This window comes from Paenibacillus xylaniclasticus (genome assembly GCF_004001065.1).
Lineage (GTDB): Bacteria > Bacillota > Bacilli > Paenibacillales > Paenibacillaceae > Paenibacillus_T > Paenibacillus_T xylaniclasticus.
This window is the reverse complement of the sequence record NZ_BIML01000003.1, coordinates 214,308-234,464: the sequence shown is the minus strand read 5'-3', so window position 1 is coordinate 234,464 and position 20,157 is coordinate 214,308. Positions and strand designations below refer to the sequence as shown.

General features: G+C 52.4%; 15 protein-coding genes. 11 read left to right on the top strand and 4 right to left on the bottom strand.

Going from position 1 to position 20,157, the window contains the following annotated elements:
• Positions 1-94: 94 nt before the first annotated feature.
• Both PXY01_RS04710 and PXY01_RS04705 read right to left on the bottom strand, forming a co-directional pair.
• Positions 95-2,146, bottom strand: coding sequence for an LTA synthase family protein (locus PXY01_RS04710; RefSeq protein ID WP_127567797.1), 2,052 nt, complete (start codon positions 2,144-2,146; stop codon positions 95-97).
• Between the two features lie 163 nt (positions 2,147-2,309).
• Entirely contained in the window at positions 2,310-3,452 is a 1,143-nt protein-coding gene (locus tag PXY01_RS04705) for a THUMP domain-containing class I SAM-dependent RNA methyltransferase (protein ID WP_127567795.1), read from the bottom strand.
• Between the two features lie 127 nt (positions 3,453-3,579).
• Between PXY01_RS04705 and PXY01_RS04700 the strand changes: the two genes are divergently transcribed.
• Entirely contained in the window at positions 3,580-4,314 is a 735-nt protein-coding gene (locus PXY01_RS04700) for an O-methyltransferase (protein ID WP_246027797.1), read from the top strand.
• A 216-nt stretch (positions 4,315-4,530) separates the two neighbouring features.
• Here PXY01_RS04700 and PXY01_RS04695 read toward each other — a convergent pair whose 3' ends face one another.
• On the bottom strand, positions 4,531-5,748 hold the full coding sequence (locus PXY01_RS04695; RefSeq protein ID WP_127567793.1) for an MFS transporter: 1,218 nt from the start codon (positions 5,746-5,748) through the stop codon (positions 4,531-4,533).
• 310 nt (positions 5,749-6,058) lie between these two features.
• On the opposite strand from PXY01_RS04695, the gene hemE reads away from it, so the two are divergent.
• The 10 genes from hemE to PXY01_RS04645 all read left to right on the top strand — a co-directional run bounded on the left by hemE (position 6,059) and on the right by PXY01_RS04645 (position 18,174).
• Positions 6,059-7,132: a uroporphyrinogen decarboxylase gene (gene hemE, locus PXY01_RS04690; protein ID WP_127567791.1), complete on the top strand. Its 1,074-nt coding sequence runs from the start codon at positions 6,059-6,061 to the stop codon at positions 7,130-7,132.
• A complete protein-coding gene (gene hemH / locus PXY01_RS04685) occupies positions 7,125-8,084 on the top strand; it encodes a ferrochelatase (RefSeq protein WP_127567789.1) in 960 nt (319 codons plus the stop codon). Before hemE ends, hemH begins: the two co-directional genes overlap by 8 nt.
• Positions 8,085-8,356: 272 nt before the next feature.
• Positions 8,357-9,733, top strand: a complete 1,377-nt coding sequence (locus PXY01_RS04680) for a CapA family protein (RefSeq protein ID WP_127567787.1) — start codon at positions 8,357-8,359, stop codon at positions 9,731-9,733.
• Between the two features lie 24 nt (positions 9,734-9,757).
• Positions 9,758-10,492 carry a glycerophosphodiester phosphodiesterase gene (locus PXY01_RS04675; protein ID WP_127567785.1) on the top strand — a complete coding sequence of 245 codons (735 nt, stop codon included), beginning with the start codon at positions 9,758-9,760 and terminating at the stop codon, positions 10,490-10,492.
• A gap of 33 nt (positions 10,493-10,525) precedes the next feature.
• Positions 10,526-11,431: a DUF92 domain-containing protein gene (locus PXY01_RS04670; protein ID WP_127567783.1), complete on the top strand. Its 906-nt coding sequence runs from the start codon at positions 10,526-10,528 to the stop codon at positions 11,429-11,431.
• Positions 11,432-11,621: 190 nt separating this feature from the next.
• A complete protein-coding gene (locus PXY01_RS04665) occupies positions 11,622-12,629 on the top strand; it encodes a LacI family DNA-binding transcriptional regulator (protein WP_127567781.1) in 1,008 nt (335 codons plus the stop codon).
• A gap of 29 nt (positions 12,630-12,658) precedes the next feature.
• Positions 12,659-13,363 (top strand): ABC transporter ATP-binding protein, encoded by a 705-nt coding sequence (locus PXY01_RS04660; RefSeq protein WP_127567779.1) that lies wholly within the window; start codon positions 12,659-12,661, stop codon positions 13,361-13,363.
• The gene (locus tag PXY01_RS04655; RefSeq protein ID WP_164744303.1) at positions 13,341-14,375 is read left to right on the top strand and encodes an efflux RND transporter periplasmic adaptor subunit; all 1,035 of its coding nucleotides are present in this window, start codon (positions 13,341-13,343) and stop codon (positions 14,373-14,375) included. The genes PXY01_RS04660 and PXY01_RS04655 overlap by 23 nt, the downstream gene beginning before the upstream one ends.
• Before the next feature lie 36 nt (positions 14,376-14,411).
• Complete coding sequence (locus PXY01_RS04650) at positions 14,412-17,273, top strand: FtsX-like permease family protein (RefSeq protein WP_127567775.1); 2,862 nt, start codon at positions 14,412-14,414, stop codon at positions 17,271-17,273.
• Between the two features lie 4 nt (positions 17,274-17,277).
• Complete coding sequence (locus PXY01_RS04645; RefSeq protein ID WP_127567773.1) at positions 17,278-18,174, top strand: ABC transporter ATP-binding protein; 897 nt, start codon at positions 17,278-17,280, stop codon at positions 18,172-18,174.
• An 81-nt stretch (positions 18,175-18,255) separates the two neighbouring features.
• Here the strand turns inward: PXY01_RS04645 and pepF are convergent, their stop codons facing one another.
• Positions 18,256-20,046, bottom strand: a complete 1,791-nt coding sequence (gene pepF, locus PXY01_RS04640) for an oligoendopeptidase F (RefSeq protein ID WP_127567772.1) — start codon at positions 20,044-20,046, stop codon at positions 18,256-18,258.
• Between the last annotated feature and the right edge of the window lie 111 nt (positions 20,047-20,157).

Below are 20,157 nucleotides of genomic sequence, written 5' to 3'. Positions count from 1 at the left end.
GAAGAACACGAAGGCCCCTTATTCATTCCGTTGGGAATGAATAAGGGGCCTTCGTTATTAGTTATGCTGGTGAGCAGCTTACAGCTAGGTGGCGTTAGTTCGTAGTATCGGCACCAGCAGCGGGATCAGTGCTTGCGCTATTGACCGCCGCTGCGCTTCGTTCGTTCAGACGGCCGATAATGTTGTACGCTACGGTCTGGTCGGAAATGCTTAGCTCCTCGTGAGCTTCCTTCGCACCGTCGAGGCAGCCGGATATATCGATTGTGCCGCCGGTGTTAGCGTCGTAGCATGTGCCGTGCTCCAGAATACCGTCAGTCGGAGCCATATAGAATACGGTGCCGTCCGTGAATGCTCCGCTGCGATAGACGACTTGATTGCCTTCGAGCGGTTCGTCCACAATGAGCGGCGTACCGACCTGATGCAGATCGGCGCTGGATATGCCGAGCAGATGCATAATCGTTGGCGAGACGTCGAGCTGGCCTCCTACGTTATGGTAGGTGCCTGCATGGCCGCCGTCCGGCAGATGGACGATGAACGGTACCTCGTGAAGCACTTGCTGGCGCTCGATTTCATTCATCGTATGACCGATTAGCTGCTCGAACGGCGCCCAATCTCGGATAGAGTTATCGTGGTCGCCGTAGAACAGGAAGATCGTGTTATCCCATACGCCTTCTTCTTTTAGCTTCGCGATAAATTGGCCAAGTGCTTCGTCGACGTAATGAACCGCCTGCAAATAGTTGCCGAATATAGAGCCTTTGAATGAGCCAACGTCCAGCTTCTGATAGCTCTCCGGCAAGGAATATGGATGATGGCTCGACAGCGTAATGAGGAACGAGTAGAACGGCTGCTTCTGCTCCCCGATTACATCGGCCGATTGCCGGAAGAACGAGCTGTCGCCAATTGACCAGCCGAGCGGCTCGTCGTTCGCGAAGCGAGTCCGGCTGTAGAACGTATCATATTTCATCCGATGGTACATCGTATTGCGATTCCAGAAGCCGGCATCGTAGGCATGGAATACCGAGGTCGAGTAGCCTGCTGCCTTGAGCACTGCCGGTGTACAGTCAAAATCGTTGTGCGCATACTGAATAAAGACGGACCCACTCGGCTGTGGCTGCAGAGAGCATTGGACAGCGAAGTCGGCGTCCGACGTACGGCCTTGCGACGTCTGGTGAGAGAAATTGTCGAAATAGGCGCTTTCTTTAATTAACGCATTCAAGTTCGGTGTAATTTCCTGACCGCCGATTGAGCTTCCAATGACGAAATTCATGAATGCCTCGCCCTGTACCATAACCACATTGCTGCCCTTGTATTTACCGAAACTCGAATCGGCTTCCAATGCGCGCCGGACGTCGCCGCGCTCCTTGAACCATTGCTCAGACTCGTTGATTTGGTCCTCGGTCGCAATTGCTTTATGAATCCAGTGCTGGTTCGCATAACGGTATACGTCATAGCCGTGGAATCCGAGAACGCCGGTCACGTTATAGATCGAGACGTTCCACCAGTTGCCGACGAATAAGCCGACCGCCCATGTTTTTTTGGCGATATTGACCGGTACGAACACGAGCGTAACGCCGGCAGCGAAAATGATGAGCGTCATCGAGATACGGAACAGTACTCGTCGAAGCATAGGCATCCGCGGCCGATGAAAGCTTAATCCGATGTCGGAAGCGGGTTTGCTTTTCTTGCGGAGACCGAGTATCGTCAGCACGATATAGAACGGCCAGTCTACAAAAAACCATATGTCTACCCCATACAGAAGCGTGAAGATGCTGTCTCCGAGCGATTCGACTTGACCAGCCTGTGTTAGCACCGGAACAGAGATCAAATCCTGAAAATAGCGGTAATAGATCAAGTCAGCGAATATGATGAACGTGAGAACGAGATTCAGCAGCAGAAGGGCAATCATTCTTCCACGCTTGGGCAACAGCATCGTCCAGAACGACGCAAGCGCCAGAGAGCCGAATCCGATAATGACGTCGTCGAACGTCATCGTCATATTTTTCACGTTGATATAACGGTCGAACATGACCAGCTTCACGATCATGATGGCGTAGAAAGCGATCACGTCAATGGCGATAAAACGCATCGCCAGTCCTGCTGATGCTTGCAAACCGCGCCGTGCCGCATTTTGCAACGATCTTTCCATTCCTTGATAAGCCTTCTTTCTTTACACATGATTAATAAACATTATTTCATTATAGTCCAGTGACCTTATAATGCAAGGCGGCCACAGTCAATTGGATAAATATGAGGGATTACAATAAAAAACAGGGAGACTATAACCGTTCTCCCTGAACATGCTTCGTTTATTAGTTTCTTGGAGGCAGCGGGCCCAAGTATTGATACAGCTGACATTCAATGCGCCCGTTATACAGCTTGCGCCGCTTGTCCGCATTTCTTGTAAAATGATGCTCGAAGCTCTTAGACGAGCTGATCGCGAACAACGACCAGTTCTGAAGCATCAAGTAGGTGAAGCCGAGCTGCTTGATCGCTTTCTCCGCTTCCTTCTCGTCGAGAAGACGCTCACCGTACGGCGGGTTCGTCACAATGACGCCGTACGAGCCTTGTGGTTGCGCCTTAGCGACGGGGAGCACCCGCAGCTTAATCTCTTTGGCGAAGCCTGCCCTCTTGACAGCGGCTTCGGCGACCTCGATAGCGGACGGATCGATGTCGGAGCCGGCAATATCGAGTGGGATATCGTCCTTCACCGCATCGAATGCTTCCTCGCGCGCCTGAGCCCACAGCTCCTTAGGCACGAGCGGCCAATGCTCGCTGTTGAACGAGCGGCGTAAACCGGGCGCGACGTTCCAGCCGATCATCGCCGCTTCGACGAGGAACGTACCGGAGCCGCAGAACGGATCGTACAGCGGACGGTGCGGGCCCCAGCGGCTAAGCTGTAGTATAGCTGCTGCCATCGTTTCCTTTAGCGGCGCTTCCGTTACAAGCTTGCGATAACCGCGCTTATGCAGACCAGGACCGGTCGTATCTAGCGTAAGCAGTGCGCGGTCGTTCAGCATCGTCACCTCAATGACGAAGCGGGCGCCGTCCTCTGGAAACCATTCGGTTCCATAACGATCCTTCATTTTCTCGACGACAGCCTTCTTTACGATCTTTTGGCATGCCGGTACGCTGGACAGCTGCGATTTGTGTGAGCGTCCTTCTACCGGAAATTCTCCGTTACTTGGAATCCAGTCCGGCCAATCGAGCGCTTTCGTTCCCTCGAATAGCTCGTCGAATGTCGTCGCCTCGAATTCGCCCATCTTCACAAGCACCCGATCGGCCGTTCTTAGCCATATGTTGGTGCGGCAAATATCGGCAGGAGTGCCGGTAAACGTGACTCTGCCGTTCTCCACTTGAATCTCGTTGTAGCCGAGCTCCTTCAGCTCACGTGCTACAATCGCTTCCAGCCCCATCGGCGCCGTAGCGATTAATTGAATTGTACGTTCAGTCATAGTCATCCCCGTTTCGTAGCTTAAGCGGCGTCCCGCTCTTACAGTTGTGCGCCGTCGGTCAAAATCATACAATCAAGTATAGAATAAAAAAGGTTACCTGTACAAACAGGGAGTTGGAGGAACGGCAATGACAGACGATAGACTGGCAAGATGGGCAATGAACAGCGATGCGGGACATACGGGCGGCGCGGGATCGACTAGTGCGAATGCGGACGGGGGATGCTCTGACGAAGCTCCGACGCCGGAGTCGTATGTGGACGGGTTGTTTGCTGTGGATGAGGATTGGGTTCGCGTTCGGGAGCGTTTGGAGGCTCACGATATGCCCGATATTTCAGTTGAGCCGGGCTATGGCCGTCTGCTGACGCTGCTCGTCCGGGCTTCAGGCGTGCGGGATGCGCTGGAGATCGGCGCGCTCGGCGGCTACAGCGGGATTTGTATAGCACGGGGAATGGCACAAGGCGGTTCTTTGGTGTCGCTGGAGCTTAAGCCGGAGTTCGCCGAGGTTGCTAGGTCCAGCATGGAGGCGGCCGGCTTCGGCAGCATCGTCGAGTACCGTCTTGGAGATGCCAAGCTGTCGCTTGCAGCGCTTGCAGAGGAAGGGCGGAAGTTTGACTTCTTCTTTATTGATGCAGATAAGGGCGGCTATCCGGAATATTTGGAATGGGCGATCAAGCTGGCTAGACCTGGCGCCATCATTGCGGCGGACAATACACTGCTGCGCGGTAAAACAATCGACAAGACGCGCAACGGTCCGTCGGTGCAGGCAATACGCGCCTTCAACGAAGCGATCGGGCGCGACGAGCGGCTGATCGGCGCTATGCTGCCGGCGTACGACGGGCTCGCACTGGCGGTTGTGAAGTAGCAAATCAGCCGACAGAGTCATCAGTATTCGAGGATAGGCTTACTTCACAGCAACGGGACAATAAAACTTGCTGCTGTGAAGTGAGCCTATTTAATGTTTGGAGCGGCGCTAACGTACGAGAACTGATACGTTAGCATGTCAGTGAGGCGAACGGCGAGCGGTTAGCGAACCAGAACAGGTACGTTAACGCAAAGCTGCCCTATGTGCGGGAGAATGTTAAACTCCATTCTGAGCCTGGATGTGCTTGCGGCGAAGCAGGCTCTGGTACACCCATACCGCGTTCGTGAACATGAGCGCAGCTGACAGAAGGAACAGCCCTTCGATGCCGGTCCAAGCGGACAGCACGCCGCCCGTAATCGGGCCTACCATGTTGCCTAGGCCGAGCGTGCTGCTGTTGAAGCTGAACGCCCGTGTCGACATGCCCTCCGGTGCATACTTGCGTAAGAGCGCGTTGACCGACGGCACGAGTCCGCCGAGGAATATACCGAGCGCAAAACGGCAAAGCAGCAGCTGCCATACCGTATGGACCATCGCCTGAGGGATGAATGCGACAGCGGCGCCGATAAGTGAGACGAACAGCACTTTCTCGCCGCCGACCTTATCGCTTAGTCTGCCAAGCAGCGGCGAGGCGATCATGTTGGACAAGCCGGTTACCGAGTTGACGAAGCCGGCGTAGAACGCAAGGTTTTCCGGTGTGCCGTGCAGCCGCTGTACGTACAGCGGTATAAGTGACATCGGACTCATCATCGCGAATTGAATCAGGAACGTTGCGGCCAGAAGCGCTGGGATTTGAGGAACGCGGCTTAGTCTGCGCAGTCCTTCCGTTACGGACATTTGCGGTTTGGCTGCTGCGGCTTGTTTATCGAATTTTTCTTTGACAATAATCATCGATAGCACCGAGGCAAGAAACAACAAAGCACCGGTCAAATAGAAAATCGGACGGAAGCCGACCGCATCAGCGAGCAGACCGCCAAAGAAAGGGCCGAGAATTGTACCAGCGATGCCGCCAGACTGAAGCGTACCCATTGCGAAGCCCATTCGTTCCTTCGGCGTATTCGAGGAGATGAGCGAGACAGACGCCGGATTAAAGCCCGAGATCGTCCCGTTAAGCATCCGCAGCAGCAGCAGCTGCCAGGGAGAGGCCGCGAAGCCCATCAGCACCATGACGAACGCCATGCCGAAGCCGGAGCGAAGCAGCATCGGCTTGCGCCCATACCGGTCCGACAGCTTGCCCCATAACGGCTGGAATAGAAACGAAGTAATAAAGTTGGCGGCAAATATGACGCTTGTCCATAACGAGATGTTATGCTCGCCCTGAACGCCGAGATCACTCTGCAAATAAAGAGACAGAAAAGGGATAATCATCGTCATGCTGCCATTAACGAGAAATTGACCGACCCAGAGGACGGCCAAGTTTATTTTCCATCGCTCCAAGATGATAACCCCCTGTCTGACTTGACGTTAGCTTGAACGGTAATACGGTATATGGTAAAGCATTCCGCTTAAGTTGTATGTTTACCCAGTATAGCATAATTCGACAAGGGGGAAGCAAAAGCTTGATGGTCCGAAATTAGGTGAGCTGCTGCGAGTTTTATAGAAACGACAACGAACGTTCACAGATGAAGGTGCCCTTCATAGGATTGTCAAACTATTGTCAACGAAAGTCGAAACGGGCTAGTTGTTAGCTCCATCCAAAACGGGCATAATGGAAACGAAGGGAAATCAGTAGAAATGGGGAACGGAAATGAGCTACAACGACCGATTTATTCGGGCTGCTCGCAAGGAGCCCGTTGATCGTGTGCCTGTATGGTACATGCGTCAGGCAGGACGTTACGACCCCGATTACCGGAAAATTAAAGAAAAATATTCGCTGCTCGAAATTTGCCAGCAGCCGGAGCTTGCTGCGGAAGTCACGATGATGCCAGTACGAAAGCTTGGCGTCGATGCGGCTATTTTGTATTCCGATATCATGAATCCGGTGGCATCAATCGGCATCGATTTTGATATTGTAGCGAATGTCGGGCCGGTTATCGCGAATCCGATCCGCTCCGCAGCGGATGTCGAACGGCTCAAGCCGATTGATGTGGAGGGAGATCTAGGCCATGTGCTGGAGACGATCCGGATTCTCGACCGCGAGCTGGAAGTGCCGCTTATTACATTCGCTGGCGCTCCTTTTACGATAGCTAGCTATTTGATCGAAGGCCGTCCGTCCAAAAATTATTTACGTACGAAAGCGCTAATGTATAGCGAACCGGAAGTATGGCACAAGCTGATGTACAAGCTCGGCGATATGGTCATCGCTTATTTGCGTGCCCATATGGCTGCGGGCGGCAAGGCGTTTCAATTGTTTGACAGCTGGGTGGGCGCGCTTGCGCCGCACGACTTCCGTACCTTCGTGCTGCCGACAATCGAGCGCATCTTTGCAGAGCTGTCCGATTTGCCACAGCCGAAAATTTACTTCCCGGGCGTCGCGTCCGGAGAGCTGCTAACGGAGCTGCATGACCTAAAGGCTAACGTGATCGGGCTGGACTGGCGCGTATCGATTCCGGAAGGCAGACGTCGTCTAGGCGGTCGGTTCGCCGTACAGGGTAATCTTGACCCGGTCGTGCTGACAGCGCCGCAGCATGTCATCGAGGCGCATGCGAAGACGATTATCGATCAAGGCATTGAGCAGCCGGGCTTTGTGTTCAACCTCGGACACGGGCTGTTCCCGGAAGCGTCGCTGGACAAACTGAAGGAGCTGACGGCGTTCATCCACCGGTATTCATCAGAGGCAATTGCAGCGGGCAAAGCAGAAGGAGCGAACAGTCATGTCTAACAAAATCGGCGTACTCGTTATGTCCTACGGAACACCGCAAAGTATGGATGATGTGGAAGCTTATTATACGCATATTCGCCGCGGTCACCCACCAACGCCGGAGCAGCTGAAGGAGCTGCGTGACCGTTACGAAGCAATTGTCGGCGGCGTATTTCCGCTTCGCGAGAATACGAATCATCAGGTCGCTTCGCTGCAGGACAAGCTGGAGCAGCTTGCTCCAGGCCGATATGCATGCTATCAAGGCTTGAAGCATGCGCAGCCTTTCATTGAGGACGGCGTACAGCGCATGGCGGACGACGGCATTACGGAGGCGGTGAGCATCGTATTGGCACCGCATTACTCTGTTATGAGCGTCGGCTCTTACAATAAACGAGCGAAGGAGAAGGCGGCTGAGCTTGGGATTAAGATGTCCTGCGTCGATTCGTACCACCTTCATCCGAAGCTGATTGAAGCGTTGACAGAGCGTGTGAAGGACGGCTTGAACAAGCTGGCGGTTACGGCGAAGAAGGAACATGGTGAAGCTTTCGACGGACGGATGAAGGTGCTGTTCAGCGCACATAGCCTGCCAGAGAAAATTCGTGAAATGAATGATCCTTATGAACGTCAGCTGCTAGAGACGGCTGCTGCGGTTGCAGCGGCGGCCGGTGTGACGGATTGGCAATTCACATGGCAGAGCGCGGGACGCACCCGGGAGCCGTGGCTCGGACCAGACGTGCTCGATACGCTCCGTACACTACGCGAGTCAGGCTATGAAGCGGCGCTTGTCGCGCCGATCGGCTTCGTATCCGATCATCTCGAGGTGCTGTACGATCTTGATATCGAAGCGAAGGCATTCACTAGCGAGATTGGGATGTCGATGGAGCGGACGAGGATGCTGAACAGTGATCCCTACTATATGGAGGTGCTGGCGGACTCAGTTATAGAGGCTGCCGGTAAGCTTCACGGCGAATAACGATAAGTTATAACGTATATAGCGGAGATTGGCAAGTGAGGACCGTGTCTGATACAAGACCGGTCGATTGCCGATCTCCGCTTTTTGTTTCATGTGATATGAACCTTCATGGACACTCCAATTGCTGGTATAATGAGAAGGTCTGCTAGCTTGAAATCTATTCGTGTCAAGATCTTGTCCAGAGGTTAATAGCTTGTATTGATAGGTAAGTACTATAAGGCTTGCGTTACTTGTGTTAGTAGTTCTTAGTATTTATCGGAGGTTATTCAATTATGTACGTATCGCGCTCAGAAACGCATCAGCAGAACAAGAAGCGCAAGCAACGCCGTGTTCGAAGATTAGCGATTATGAATCTAGCAATGCTAGCTGTAATTTTAATATTAGGAGCCGTTTTCTGGTCTACTCTGTTCCCTTCTGATTCCGCTTCCGAATCGAAGCGGCAGAGCGAAACATTGGACGCGAATGGGCCTCATAAGAACTTAGAATCATCTGGTGCAGACACGCCAGCTGCGGGTACGCCGAATGAAGAGGATGAATTAGAGCCTGTCGGCGAATCTGAGACAGAAGACAGCCATACATCGACAGAAGAGGCTGAAGATCAGTCGAGCCGGGTAGGCGGCGTCTCATTGTCACCGATTACGGGTGAATTGCAGGAGGACAGCGAGGGTACAACGCCATCGGAACTTAATGGAGGCGACTCTTCCGGCGAGACAGTAAAGCTGGCATTCGTCGGCGATATTATGCTGGGCTCATCTGTGGAGAAGACGATGCGGAGCTACGGGCTTGAGTTTCCGTTCTCGGGAGCAATCGACTATTTGACCGCGGCTGATTTGACAGCAGGTAATTTGGAAAATCCGATTACGACACGCGGCACACCGGCGACTAATAAACAATATGTTTTTAAAGGGGCACCTGATCTGCTTCCTCCGCTGAAAGATGCGGGCTTCGATGTCGTGTCGGTAGCAAATAACCATACGCTCGATCAAGGAACCGAGGGGCTGCTCGATACAATTTCGCACTTGGCTGAGGCAGGTGTACCGAGCGTTGGCGGCGGCAGCAACGACACAGAAGCGTATGCCCCTGTCATTCTCGAAGCGAATGGGATTAAGGTTGCTTACTTAGGCATTAGCCGCGTACTGCCTGTTACGGAATGGAAAGCGGATAAGAATCATCCGGGCTTGGCTGAAGGGTATGATTCGAGACGTGCAGTTGCAGCCATCGAGAAGGCGAAGGAGCAGGCTGATCTTGTCGTCGTTCTCGTGCACTGGGGCGTTGAGCGGGCGGAGAATCCGGTCAAGGAACAAACCAGCTTGGGCAAGGTGTTGATCGATGCAGGGGCTGATCTAATTATTGGCAGCCATCCGCATGTGCTTCAAGGCTTCGAGCTTTATAAAGGCAAATGGATCGCCTATAGCTTGGGCAACTTTATATTTAATGTAACCTCGACGCCGCGGACGAAAGATACTGGCGTACTAGATGCTGTATGCACGAAGAGCGGGGAATGCAGCCTTACATTCCATCCGATGGTCGCAGTGCAATCAAGGCCAGCGCCCGCTGATTCGGCCAAGGCTGCGGATATAACGGACTATTTGTCCCGTATATCTATCGGTGCGAAGGTTGATCGAGACGGTAAAGTTTCAGCGCAATAATGCTACGGCAAAGGGAGTGAGGCTGTGAGAAACCCATGTGTCGCTCACAGAGGCTGGTCAGGCAAGGCCCCGGAGAATACGCTGGCGGCGATTCAACTGGCCATGCGCGAGCCAGATTTGTTCTGGACGGAAATCGATGTGCAGCTGTCGAAGGATAACGTGCCGGTAGTCATTCACGATTATATTCTTGGGCGTACGACGAACGGTTTCGGCGAAGTAAGGGCGCATACGGCGCAGCAGCTGCAGAAGCTGGATGCAGGAAGTTGGTTCGACGAGTCCTACCGGGGGGAGCCGGTGCCGACGCTGGAGCAGGTGCTGTCGCAAACCTGCGGTCGATGCCGTCTGAATATCGAGCTGAAGACGGACGGAAGGTATGCCGGATTGGCTGGTGAGGTGCTGAAGTTGGTGTATAAGTATGGTCTTCAGCATGATATTGTACTGACCTCCTTTCATCCGCCGACGCTTCGTGAAGCGCGTGAACAGTCATCCGAGGTGTCGATCGGTCTAATCATTGATGGCTGGCGGGAGTCTTTAATATCGGAGCTGAAGGGGTGGAAGGCTGATTTCTTATCACTCGGCTATCCGCATGCGACGCCCAAACGGATTAAAGCGCTTAAGGAAGCGGGCATAACGACGATGCTTTGGACGCTTAACGATGTAAGAACGATTAAGAAGTATGCAGCATTAGATCCTGATGTCATGATATGTACGAATTATCCTGACCGATGGCGGGAAGCGGTGCTGTCCTTGAACAAGTAATTTTGCCATCATCATCATATAAGAGGCTAGGCGATGACTATGTGGGGCGAGTTGTACAATTGGCTGCAATCGATAGCATGGCTGTTCGGAGGAGCAGAGGGGCTGTGGGTGAGAGCGGTGATCGGGGCTGCAGGCGGCATAACCATTGCAGCGACGGCCGTCCGTTCGAGCTCGTTAACGCGGCAAGGAGCTGTATCGGCAGCCATTATGGGTACGGGCTATACGGCGCTTGGAGGGCTGCTCTGGTTCGGCTCGTTACTCGTTTTTTTTACGACCTCTTCGATGCTCTCACGCTGGAAGAGGAAGCATCGCCGTAAAGCGGAGGCGGAGCTGCTCTATGAGAAGACCGGGGCACGCGATGCCGGTCAAGTATGGGCCAATGGCGGTGTCGGCTTGGCGCTGTGCGCAGCGAATGCTATTTGGCCGCATAATGGATGGCTGTATGCATTCATTGGCGTAATGGCAGCCGTCAATGCTGACACTTGGGCGACCGAGCTCGGATCGTTAAGCCGGGTGCTGCCGATCTCGATACGTACGGGCAAGCGTGTACCGGCCGGTACGAGCGGCGGCATTACTGCGGCCGGTAGTGGAGCAGCTGCCGCAGGCGCACTGACTATCGGTATATTTGCTGGATGCGCAGCGCTCATTCCCGGTGCTTGGTCCGAGGAAGGAGCGGCAGGTGCGGTCATCGGAACGATTGTTGTGACGGCGCTGCTCGGTGGAATGCTCGGCGCTTTTGTTGACTCTTATTTAGGAGCTGCAGTGCAGGTTATGTATCGCTGTGAGGTATGCATGAAAGAAACAGAGCGAGCTTTGCATTGCGGACGCCCTGCTTCAGTTATTCGCGGCTTCCGATGGCTGAATAACGATGCCGTCAATCTTTTATCGTCCGTCGCCGCAGGCGCAGCGGCGCTCGTCATAAGCCAAATGATCGGTTGACTATTTAATGAGATGTCGTTGCCGCAGGTAAAAACGCAATGGTATACTAATGTGGATAGATTTTAGTGTAAAATAAGGAAATGATAAAGGGTCGTCAACATGACGGCCCTTTTGAGCTGGCGGCATTCATCCGGCTGCGACAAGCACTGCGTTAAACAGATAGATTCGATGAGATGATGAGGTGATGGCTGTGGCATCAATTACGGATGTTGCCAAGCATGCGGGTGTGTCGGTTACGACCGTATCGAAAGTCATTAACAATTATTCAGACGTAAGCGAGAAGACGAGGAAGAAAGTAAACGAATCAATTCGTATACTGCGGTATGAGCCGAATGTAGTAGCCAGAGGGCTTGTGAAGAAGCGTTCCTGGACAATCGGCATTCTGCTGCACAACATTATGACGAACCCGTTCGTCTCTGAATTGATGACTGGCATGCAGAAAGCGCTGGAAACAAGCGGGTATGATCTGCTCCATTTGACAGCGGACTTCAACAATCCGGATTATTCCGTCGTTAGACACTGCTCGAGCCGTAACGTGGACGGAATGGTCGTGTTCGGCGTTGGTAAGGATCATCAGATCGGCGTTGATTTAGTGGAGGCCGAGCTGCCAACGATGTTCGTCGATACTGATCTGATCGGCCGCCGGGCCGGCTATATCACTGCCGACAATCAGAACGGGATTTTGCAGGTGATGAAGCATTTATATGAGCTCGGTCATCGGAAAATCGCGTTCGTATCGGGCTACTTGGGCTATGTCGCAGGCAGGACACGGTTCGAGGGTTATCAACAGGGATTGCGCGAATTCGGCCTAGAGTATTATTCTAATTATGTCGAGATTTGCAACTTCGATATTGAAGGCGGCTATGGAGCGATGCAAAATTTGTTGAAGCTGCCCGATCGTCCGACGGCTGTCGTCTGTACATCAGACGTAATGGCAATTGGTGTCATGAATGCGGCTGCTGACGCAGGGTTTAACGTGCCGGCCGACATATCGGTCGTCGGATTTGACAATACGGCCATTGCTTCTATCGTGAAGCCGGGATTAACGACGGTCAATCAGAATATCGTATCGATTGGCTCGAAAGTGATTCAACAGCTGATCGAGCTGATTGAGAATCCGGAGCAGTCTCCGCGGGTACTCGTTGAAGACGTTGAACTTATTGTCCGGCAATCGACAGCAGCTCCTCGACATGATTAATGCTGAACAGGACGAAGGAGGGCAGGCAGATGACGGCGTCACAAGCGCGCGAAACGTTAGTTACGGCTGAAGGGGTTACGCGTATTTTCGGCAAAGGTGAAAGTGCCGTAACGGCATTGAAAGCGGTTAGCTTTACGGCGCAGCAAGGAACGATTACCGCGCTGCGAGGACGCTCGGGCTCGGGGAAAACAACGCTTCTTAACATTATCGGGGCGTTGGATCGTCCCTCGGAAGGGAAGCTGTGGCTCGGAAACGAAGATCTGACGGCGATGACGGAGAAGCAGCGGGGCTCACTTAGGCGGCAGCGAATCGGACTTGTATTTCAATCGTACGGTTTAATCCCGTTGATGTCCGCTTATGAGAATGTGGAGTTCGGATTACGAATTGCAGGCGTGCCATCGTCCCGAACGAAGAAGATGGCTGAGGAGGCGCTTGAGCAGGTCGGTATGAAGGAGCGAATGAAGCATCGTCCAGGGGAATTGTCGGGAGGCGAGCAGCAGCGGGTTGCGATTGCACGCGCGATCGCTCATCATCCGGTCTTACTCCTAGCAGACGAGCCGACAGCAGAGCTGGATTCGAAGACTGGATTGACCGTCATCCGGTTGTTCCGGGACCTTGTGGACAAGCTTGGCATGACCATTATTATGACGACGCATGATTTGAGCGTGCTCCATATGATGGATCAGACGATCGCACTGGAGGATGGGCATATTGGCAGGAACAATATCGAGTAGAAGAAGGAAAGCTGCGTTAATCTTCGGGGCATTATGCCTTATAGTCACAACGTTGTCAGGGTGTTCTCTTCTGCCTAGCGAGGAAGAGCCGATTCCACCTCCACTCGTCAAGCCTGCACAGCAGGAGTTTGACGTCGTTGAAGTGAAGAAAGGTGATTTGTCGACTTACTTCAAAGGAACAGCGACCGTTGTGTCGAGATCGACGCATAATGTTTATTTTAAGCAGAATGGAGCCCGAGTCTCGGATATATTCGTCTCTCAAGGAGACGAAGTGAAGAAAGGGCAGCTGCTTGTTCAGCTAGAGAATGAGGATTTGGAGTTGAAGCTGGAGCTTCAACGCATCGCTTACGAGCGTACGAAGCTGGACGTTGAACGAACGGTCAAGAGCGGGAACACCGATGAGATCGAGATGAAGAAGCTCGATTTGAAATCGGCCAAGCTTCAGCTTGATGCGCTGGAATCGCAGTGGGAGCGCACTCGTCTTGAGTCGCCGATCGACGGTGTTGTGACCTATTTGGCAGATATCAATCCTGGAGAAAATGTAAGCGCATACTCGACAATTGTGACGATCGCCGATCCGAAGCAGACACAGATCGTCTATAAGTCGAACAATCCGTCTGAGCTAGCGAGGCTGGACGTTAATATGCCGGCTGAAGTGACGATAAATAAAGTAACTTACCCAGGGACAATTATTCAAGCCCCCAATTCGGCACCGATAACCGGAGATCAAAGTATGGATGACTATAACATGAGAACGTTAATCGTAGGAACAGAAGGCATGGAAGCGAGAATTGGACAGTTAGCCGAGGTCAAGGTGTTCCTGGACAAGAAGGAGGATGTATTGATTCTTCCGAAGGCGGCCATTCGTACCTATTTGAACCGCCAATACGTACAGCTGCTCGACGGTGAGCGCCGCAAAGAGGTGGACGTAGAGATCGGCTTGACGACGACTACGGAAGTTGAAATTGTCCAGGGTGTATCAGAAGGCGACAAGATCGTCCTTAATAACTAACCGGTTAATAGGCCGGCACTTAAAGCAGGTGATGTTGTGGCCATTGTGACGATGATCGTTCGAAAAATGCGCAAAAACGGCTGGCTCCAGTTTAATCTGCTGATTGGCCTTCTTATATGCGCCGCATTGTTCAGTTCGATGCCGATGTATACAGATGCGATTATGCAGCAGACGATGCAGAAGCAGCTGAAGAGCTTGCAGAACGAAACGGTTCCATACTATCCCGGCTGGTTTCGCGTATCGACAACCGTGATGGGAAAGGTAGACCAACTGCCCGAAAAAGTCGCGGCGGCCGATCAGTTCCTTGACCGGCAGTTTCAACGCTTCGATATGGATGTTATCTCCTATCAGAAAGTGAGAGAATCGATTGCTTATCCAGCTTTCGCCGAGGATGTAACGGAGTCCGAGCGAAAATTTTTGAACCGAGCCGCCTCAGTTGTTGCGGTATCGGATTTGGAGGAGCATATTCGATTAATCGACGGACGCATGCCGGCAGCTGAACCGGTGGATGGCGTAGTCGAGGTGCTTGTCACCGAGAAGTTTCTTATTGATTTCAAACGCGATTTGAATACGGTCATTATGTTATATAACGACAAGACCGGTGAGCAGCTGCGTTTTAAGCCGGTCGGACTTATTGAGCAGCATGAGAAGGATGGCATGTCTTATTTGCGATTTCAGCTGGACAGCACGAAGCTTTCGATGTACGCGCCTTTTGAATGGTTCGAGCACGAGGCGGTAGCAGCGTCCCGAATGCAATTGTTTTCATTGAAATATCAGGCGGCGCTTGATTATACCGATTTGAAGTTTCGAAATATGGAAACATTTTTAAGCGACGTTACCCGGTTCGATACTTATTTTAATGGCCGCCTCGGCAGCTATCAGCTCGATTTTCCTGCGACCCGCGTTTTGAATGGCTTCGGAGATACAGAGGAGCGGCTGTCCCGGTTGTTATGGGCGCTGTATGCACCGCTTATGATGATGCTCGTGTTTTATTTGCTTCTCATTTCGAACAAAATGATCGAGGGGCAGAAGAACGAGATTTCGGTACTGCGCAGCCGCGGCGCGAGCCGATTACAAATTGTCGGTATTTACGCCATCGAAGCACTATTTCTTGCTGTACCGGCGCTCATCGGGGGCGTATATATCGGTCAGTTCTTCACGAAGGTGCTCGGTTCTGCGAACGGATTTCTCGAATTCGTTAACCGTAATGCGATAGAAGTTTATTTGTCGCAAGAAGCAGTGCGGCTGGCCGTTTATTCAATGCTTGGAGCAATCGTGCTAGTCCTTATTCCGGTCATGATTGCAGCGAACGTCTCCATAGTCGACCGTAAGCGAAGCGCGGCTCGGGGAGAAGGGGTATCGCTATGGCATAAGCTTGCGCTTGATTTCGTGCTGCTCGGCGTTTCGGTTTATTTGTTGATCGGCTTCCGCAAGCAGATGAAGGGATTTGAACAGCTAGGGCTTGATAACCAGGCGATGAATGTCGATCCGATGCTGTTTCTAACGCCGGCAATGTTCGCATTCGGAGCTGGGTTGCTCTTGCTGCGAATCTATCCGTGGCTGCTGCGGCTTGTTTATTGGCTCGGAAGAAGATGGTGGCCGCCTGCCTTGTATTCCGTGCTCATCCAGACGAGCCGATCGTCCCGACAGTTTCTGACCATTAAACTGTTTCTCGTGCTGACCGTTGCGACAGGCCTGTTCAGTGCTCATTCTGCCCGGACGATTAACAATAATCTGGAGGATAAAATTAATTATGCGACGGGCAGCGACATTGTACTTAAGCAAGAGTGGGAGAACAATTCCCCTCCTCCTTGGAGGGGACAGCCGGGAGAGGCTGAGCCGATTACGACAGCCAAGCCGGACCGCGTGCAGTATATAGAGCCGGATTTTACGGTGTATCAGCAGCTGCAGACGGTGGAAGCTGCCGCTCAAGTTTATATCAATTCAAGCGCTGAAGTAACGACCGGCAGCGGTACGAACACAGTGGAGCTGATGGGGATTAAAACGGACGACTTCGGCAGCGTGACCAGCCTGCGAAGCGATCTGTTGGACCATCATTTGAATCTGTATTTGAATTTAATTGCACCAGAGCCGACAGCGGTACTCATTTCTCGATCGTTGGCGGAGCAGGAAAATATTAAAGTTGGGGACACGATCGATATTCATTGGCTCGATCTTACTCCCGCGCCGTTCGTCGTGTACGGTATTGTCGATTACTGGCCATCGTGGAATCCAACCTCTAAAGTGACGACAGACGGGAAGAAGAGCGAGCAGCCAAGACTCGTTATCGCCCATTTACAAACGATTCAAAACCGGCTAACCGTCGAGCCTTACCAGGTATGGCTGAAGAAGAAGCCGGACAGCTTAGTTAGCGACGTCTTCGCTGAGCTTGAATCGAAAAAATTGAGACTTGCGAACGTAACAGACCGCCAGTCGCAGCTGATAGAATCGCGTAACGATCCTTTCCGTCTAGCTATTAACGGGGTGATGACGCTCGGATTTGTTATTTCCATGCTCATCAGCTTGAGCGGTTTTCTGTTGTTTTGGATCTTGACATTGTCGGGAAGAACGCTTCAATACGGCATTTTGCGTGCGATGGGCATTCCATTCGGACAACTGATCGGTATGCTCATTAGCGAACAAGTGTTGACATCAGGCGTTGCCGTATTGATCGGACTTATATCCGGACGGCTGACTAGCGAGTGGTTCGTGCCGCTGTTCCAGATGTCATTCGATATGAAGGTACAGATGCTGCCGTTTAAGATTGCGAATGACCCATCCGACTATATACGGATATTGACGGTTGTTCTGTTTATGCTAGCGGTCGGTCTAGCTGTGCTCGGCATTAGGCTGTTCCGAATACGGGTTCATCAAGCGTTAAAGCTCGGAGAGGAGTGATCGCATGATTCGCTGCGATGGATTAGTCAAAATATACAAAACAGCGGAGCTTGAAGTTGTGGCGCTTCAAGGTCTTGATCTGAAGGTGGACGACGGCGAGCTTATGGCGATCATCGGGACGAGCGGAAGCGGCAAATCGACGCTGCTCAATATGCTGGGCGGGCTGGACAGACCGTCGGCAGGCAAGCTGTTCGTTGACGGCAAAGATATGCTGACGATGTCGGAGCGGGCATTGATTCGCTATAAAAGAGAAACGGTCGGCTTCGTCTGGCAAAATAATGCCCGCAATTTGATCCCATATTTGACGGCACAGGAGAACGTGGAACTGCCCATTCTGCTGAAGGGGAGAAGAAGGAAGGCACGTGCGCTTGAGCTGTTGGACGCGGTTGGCCTTCAGCATCGGCGGCACAACCGGCTCAGCGAGCTGTCCGGCGGTGAACAGCAGCGAGTTGCGATCGCGATCGCGCTGGCGAATGAGCCAAAGCTGCTGCTGGCTGACGAGCCGACCGGCTCACTTGACTCGAAGACAGCTAACCAGGTGCTTGATTTGTTCCGTCGGCTCAATCGGGAGTTAGGTCTTACCATTGTCATCGTCACGCATGATCCGCAGTTAGCGCGTAAGGTCGATCGGGTTGTAGCGATTCGGGACGGCCGGACATCGTCAGAGATGCTTCGCAGCGTAAGTGCGGAGGCGGAATCGATAGCGTCGTTGGAGCATGAAGAATCGGCAGCCGATACGCATATCGAATATGCCGTCATCGATAAGACCGGTCGGCTGCAAATTCCAGCCGCTTATCTGGACAACGAATCGTTCAAGGATCATACGCGCGTACGCGTGGATTGGGAGGACGGCAGGATTATATTGACGCCCCCAGAGATGGCGAAGGCGAAAGACAAGTAGCGACCAACGCTTCGAAATGACGAAAGGCTCAGAGGAATGTCGGATATCCGACGTTCCTCTGAGCCTTTGCTCATTTGAACGTTATTTGGTCAATTGCTCCATCTGTGTAATCAAATCCTCGAATACGGCCATCGCTTGCTCAATCGGTTCAGGCGATGACATGTCGACGCCGGCACGTTTGAGAATATTGATGGAATAGTCGCTGCCGCCGCTCTTCAGGAAGCCAAGGTAACGCTCGACGGCAGGCGCGCCCTCGTCGAGAATTTGCTTTGCGAAGCTCGTTGCAGCGGAGAAGCCGGTCGCATATTTGTACACATAGAAGCTTGTATAGAAATGAGGGATTCGTGCCCATTCCATTTCGATATCTTTGTCGACGACCATACCGCTGCCGTAATAGAGCACGTTCAGATCGTAATAAATTTTGGACAGGTCGGCTGGTGTCAGCGACTCGCCTGCCTCAGTGCGCTCATGAACAATTTTTTCAAATTCGGCGAACATCGTCTGACGGAATACCGTCGTCCGGAATTGATCGGCGTAGTAAGTAAGCAGATACATTTTTTCCTTCGGATCGGTCGATTTCTTCAGCATGTAGTCCATGAGCAGAGCTTCGTTCAGCGTAGAAGCGACTTCCGCCAGGAAGATCGTATACTGCGCGTCGCGGTAGTTCTGATTCGTGTCTGAGTAGTACGAATGAAGGGCGTGGCCCATCTCGTGCGTAAGTGTGAACATGCTGTTCAGATTGTCTTTATGGTTAAGCAGCACGTATGGATGCGTGCCGTAAGCGCCCCAGCTGTAAGCGCCGCTGCGCTTGCCTTCGTTCTCGTATACATCGATCCACCCGTTGTCGAAGCCGTTCTGCAGCACGTTCAAATAATCTTGGCCGAGCGGCTTCAAGCTTTCCTTCACGGTCGCTTTCGCTTCCTCATACGTAATGTCGAGCTTAAACTCTTCGACGAGCGGCGCGAATAGATCGTACATATGAAGCTCATCGACGCCCAGCAGCTTCTTCCGCAGCTCCATGTAGCGGTACATGAGCGGAAGGTGCTTATGAATCGTATCGATCAGGTTCGTGTACACTTCCTTCGGAATGTTGTCGCTGAACAGCGACATTTCGAGAGCGGAAGGATATTTGCGTGCACGGGAGTAGAAAACGTTCTTCGTGACGTTCGCGTTCAGCGTCGATGCTAACGTGTTGCGAAGCTTGCCGTATGTATCGTACATCGCTTTGAATGCATTTTTGCGAACCTCGCGATCCTTGCTCTCCAGAAACTGAATGTAACGGCCATGCGTCAGCTCAACTTCATTGCCGTTCTCGTCCTTGACTTTCGGAAACTTCATATCGGCGTTATTCAGCATGCCGAAAATCGTATTCGGAGCCTGGCTGATGCTGCCGACTTGGGCAAGCAGCGCTTCCTCTGACTTGGATAAAATATGCGCTTTCTGACGGCGCATTTCCTCAAGCGTCTTGCGATAGACGACTAGGTCTGGATTGTTGATCATAGCGTCCAGCTGCTCATCGGACAGGCTCAGCACCTCCGGTGTAACGAAAGATAGTGCTTCACTAGTCTCGACGCTTAGCTTCTTCGATTTGTCAGACAACGATTGGAATTCTGGCTCCGCCGTATCCTCATGATGCTTCATATTGGCATATACATAAAGACGTTCAACGTGCAGCGACAGCTCATCCTCGAGCTCGAAGCAAGCTTTCAACTGCTTAGGGTCGGACAGCTTGCCTTCGAAATCAGCAGCTTTCTTGATTAATTGCTTGGCGACTTCGTATTCTTCATTCCATGCCTGCTGGCTGGCTACAAGATCTTCAAGCTTCCAGCGGAATTCAGGTGCGATTTCGGAACGTTTCGGTACGCTAGACATCGTATTCCTCCTCAATTGGGAATTAAGTCGCGATTGCGCCTGACTCGATGAAGCGGCAGCGCTTCGGTCAGACGGTATGGAGCGAGCCTTCTCACTCCAAGATTCGCCTGT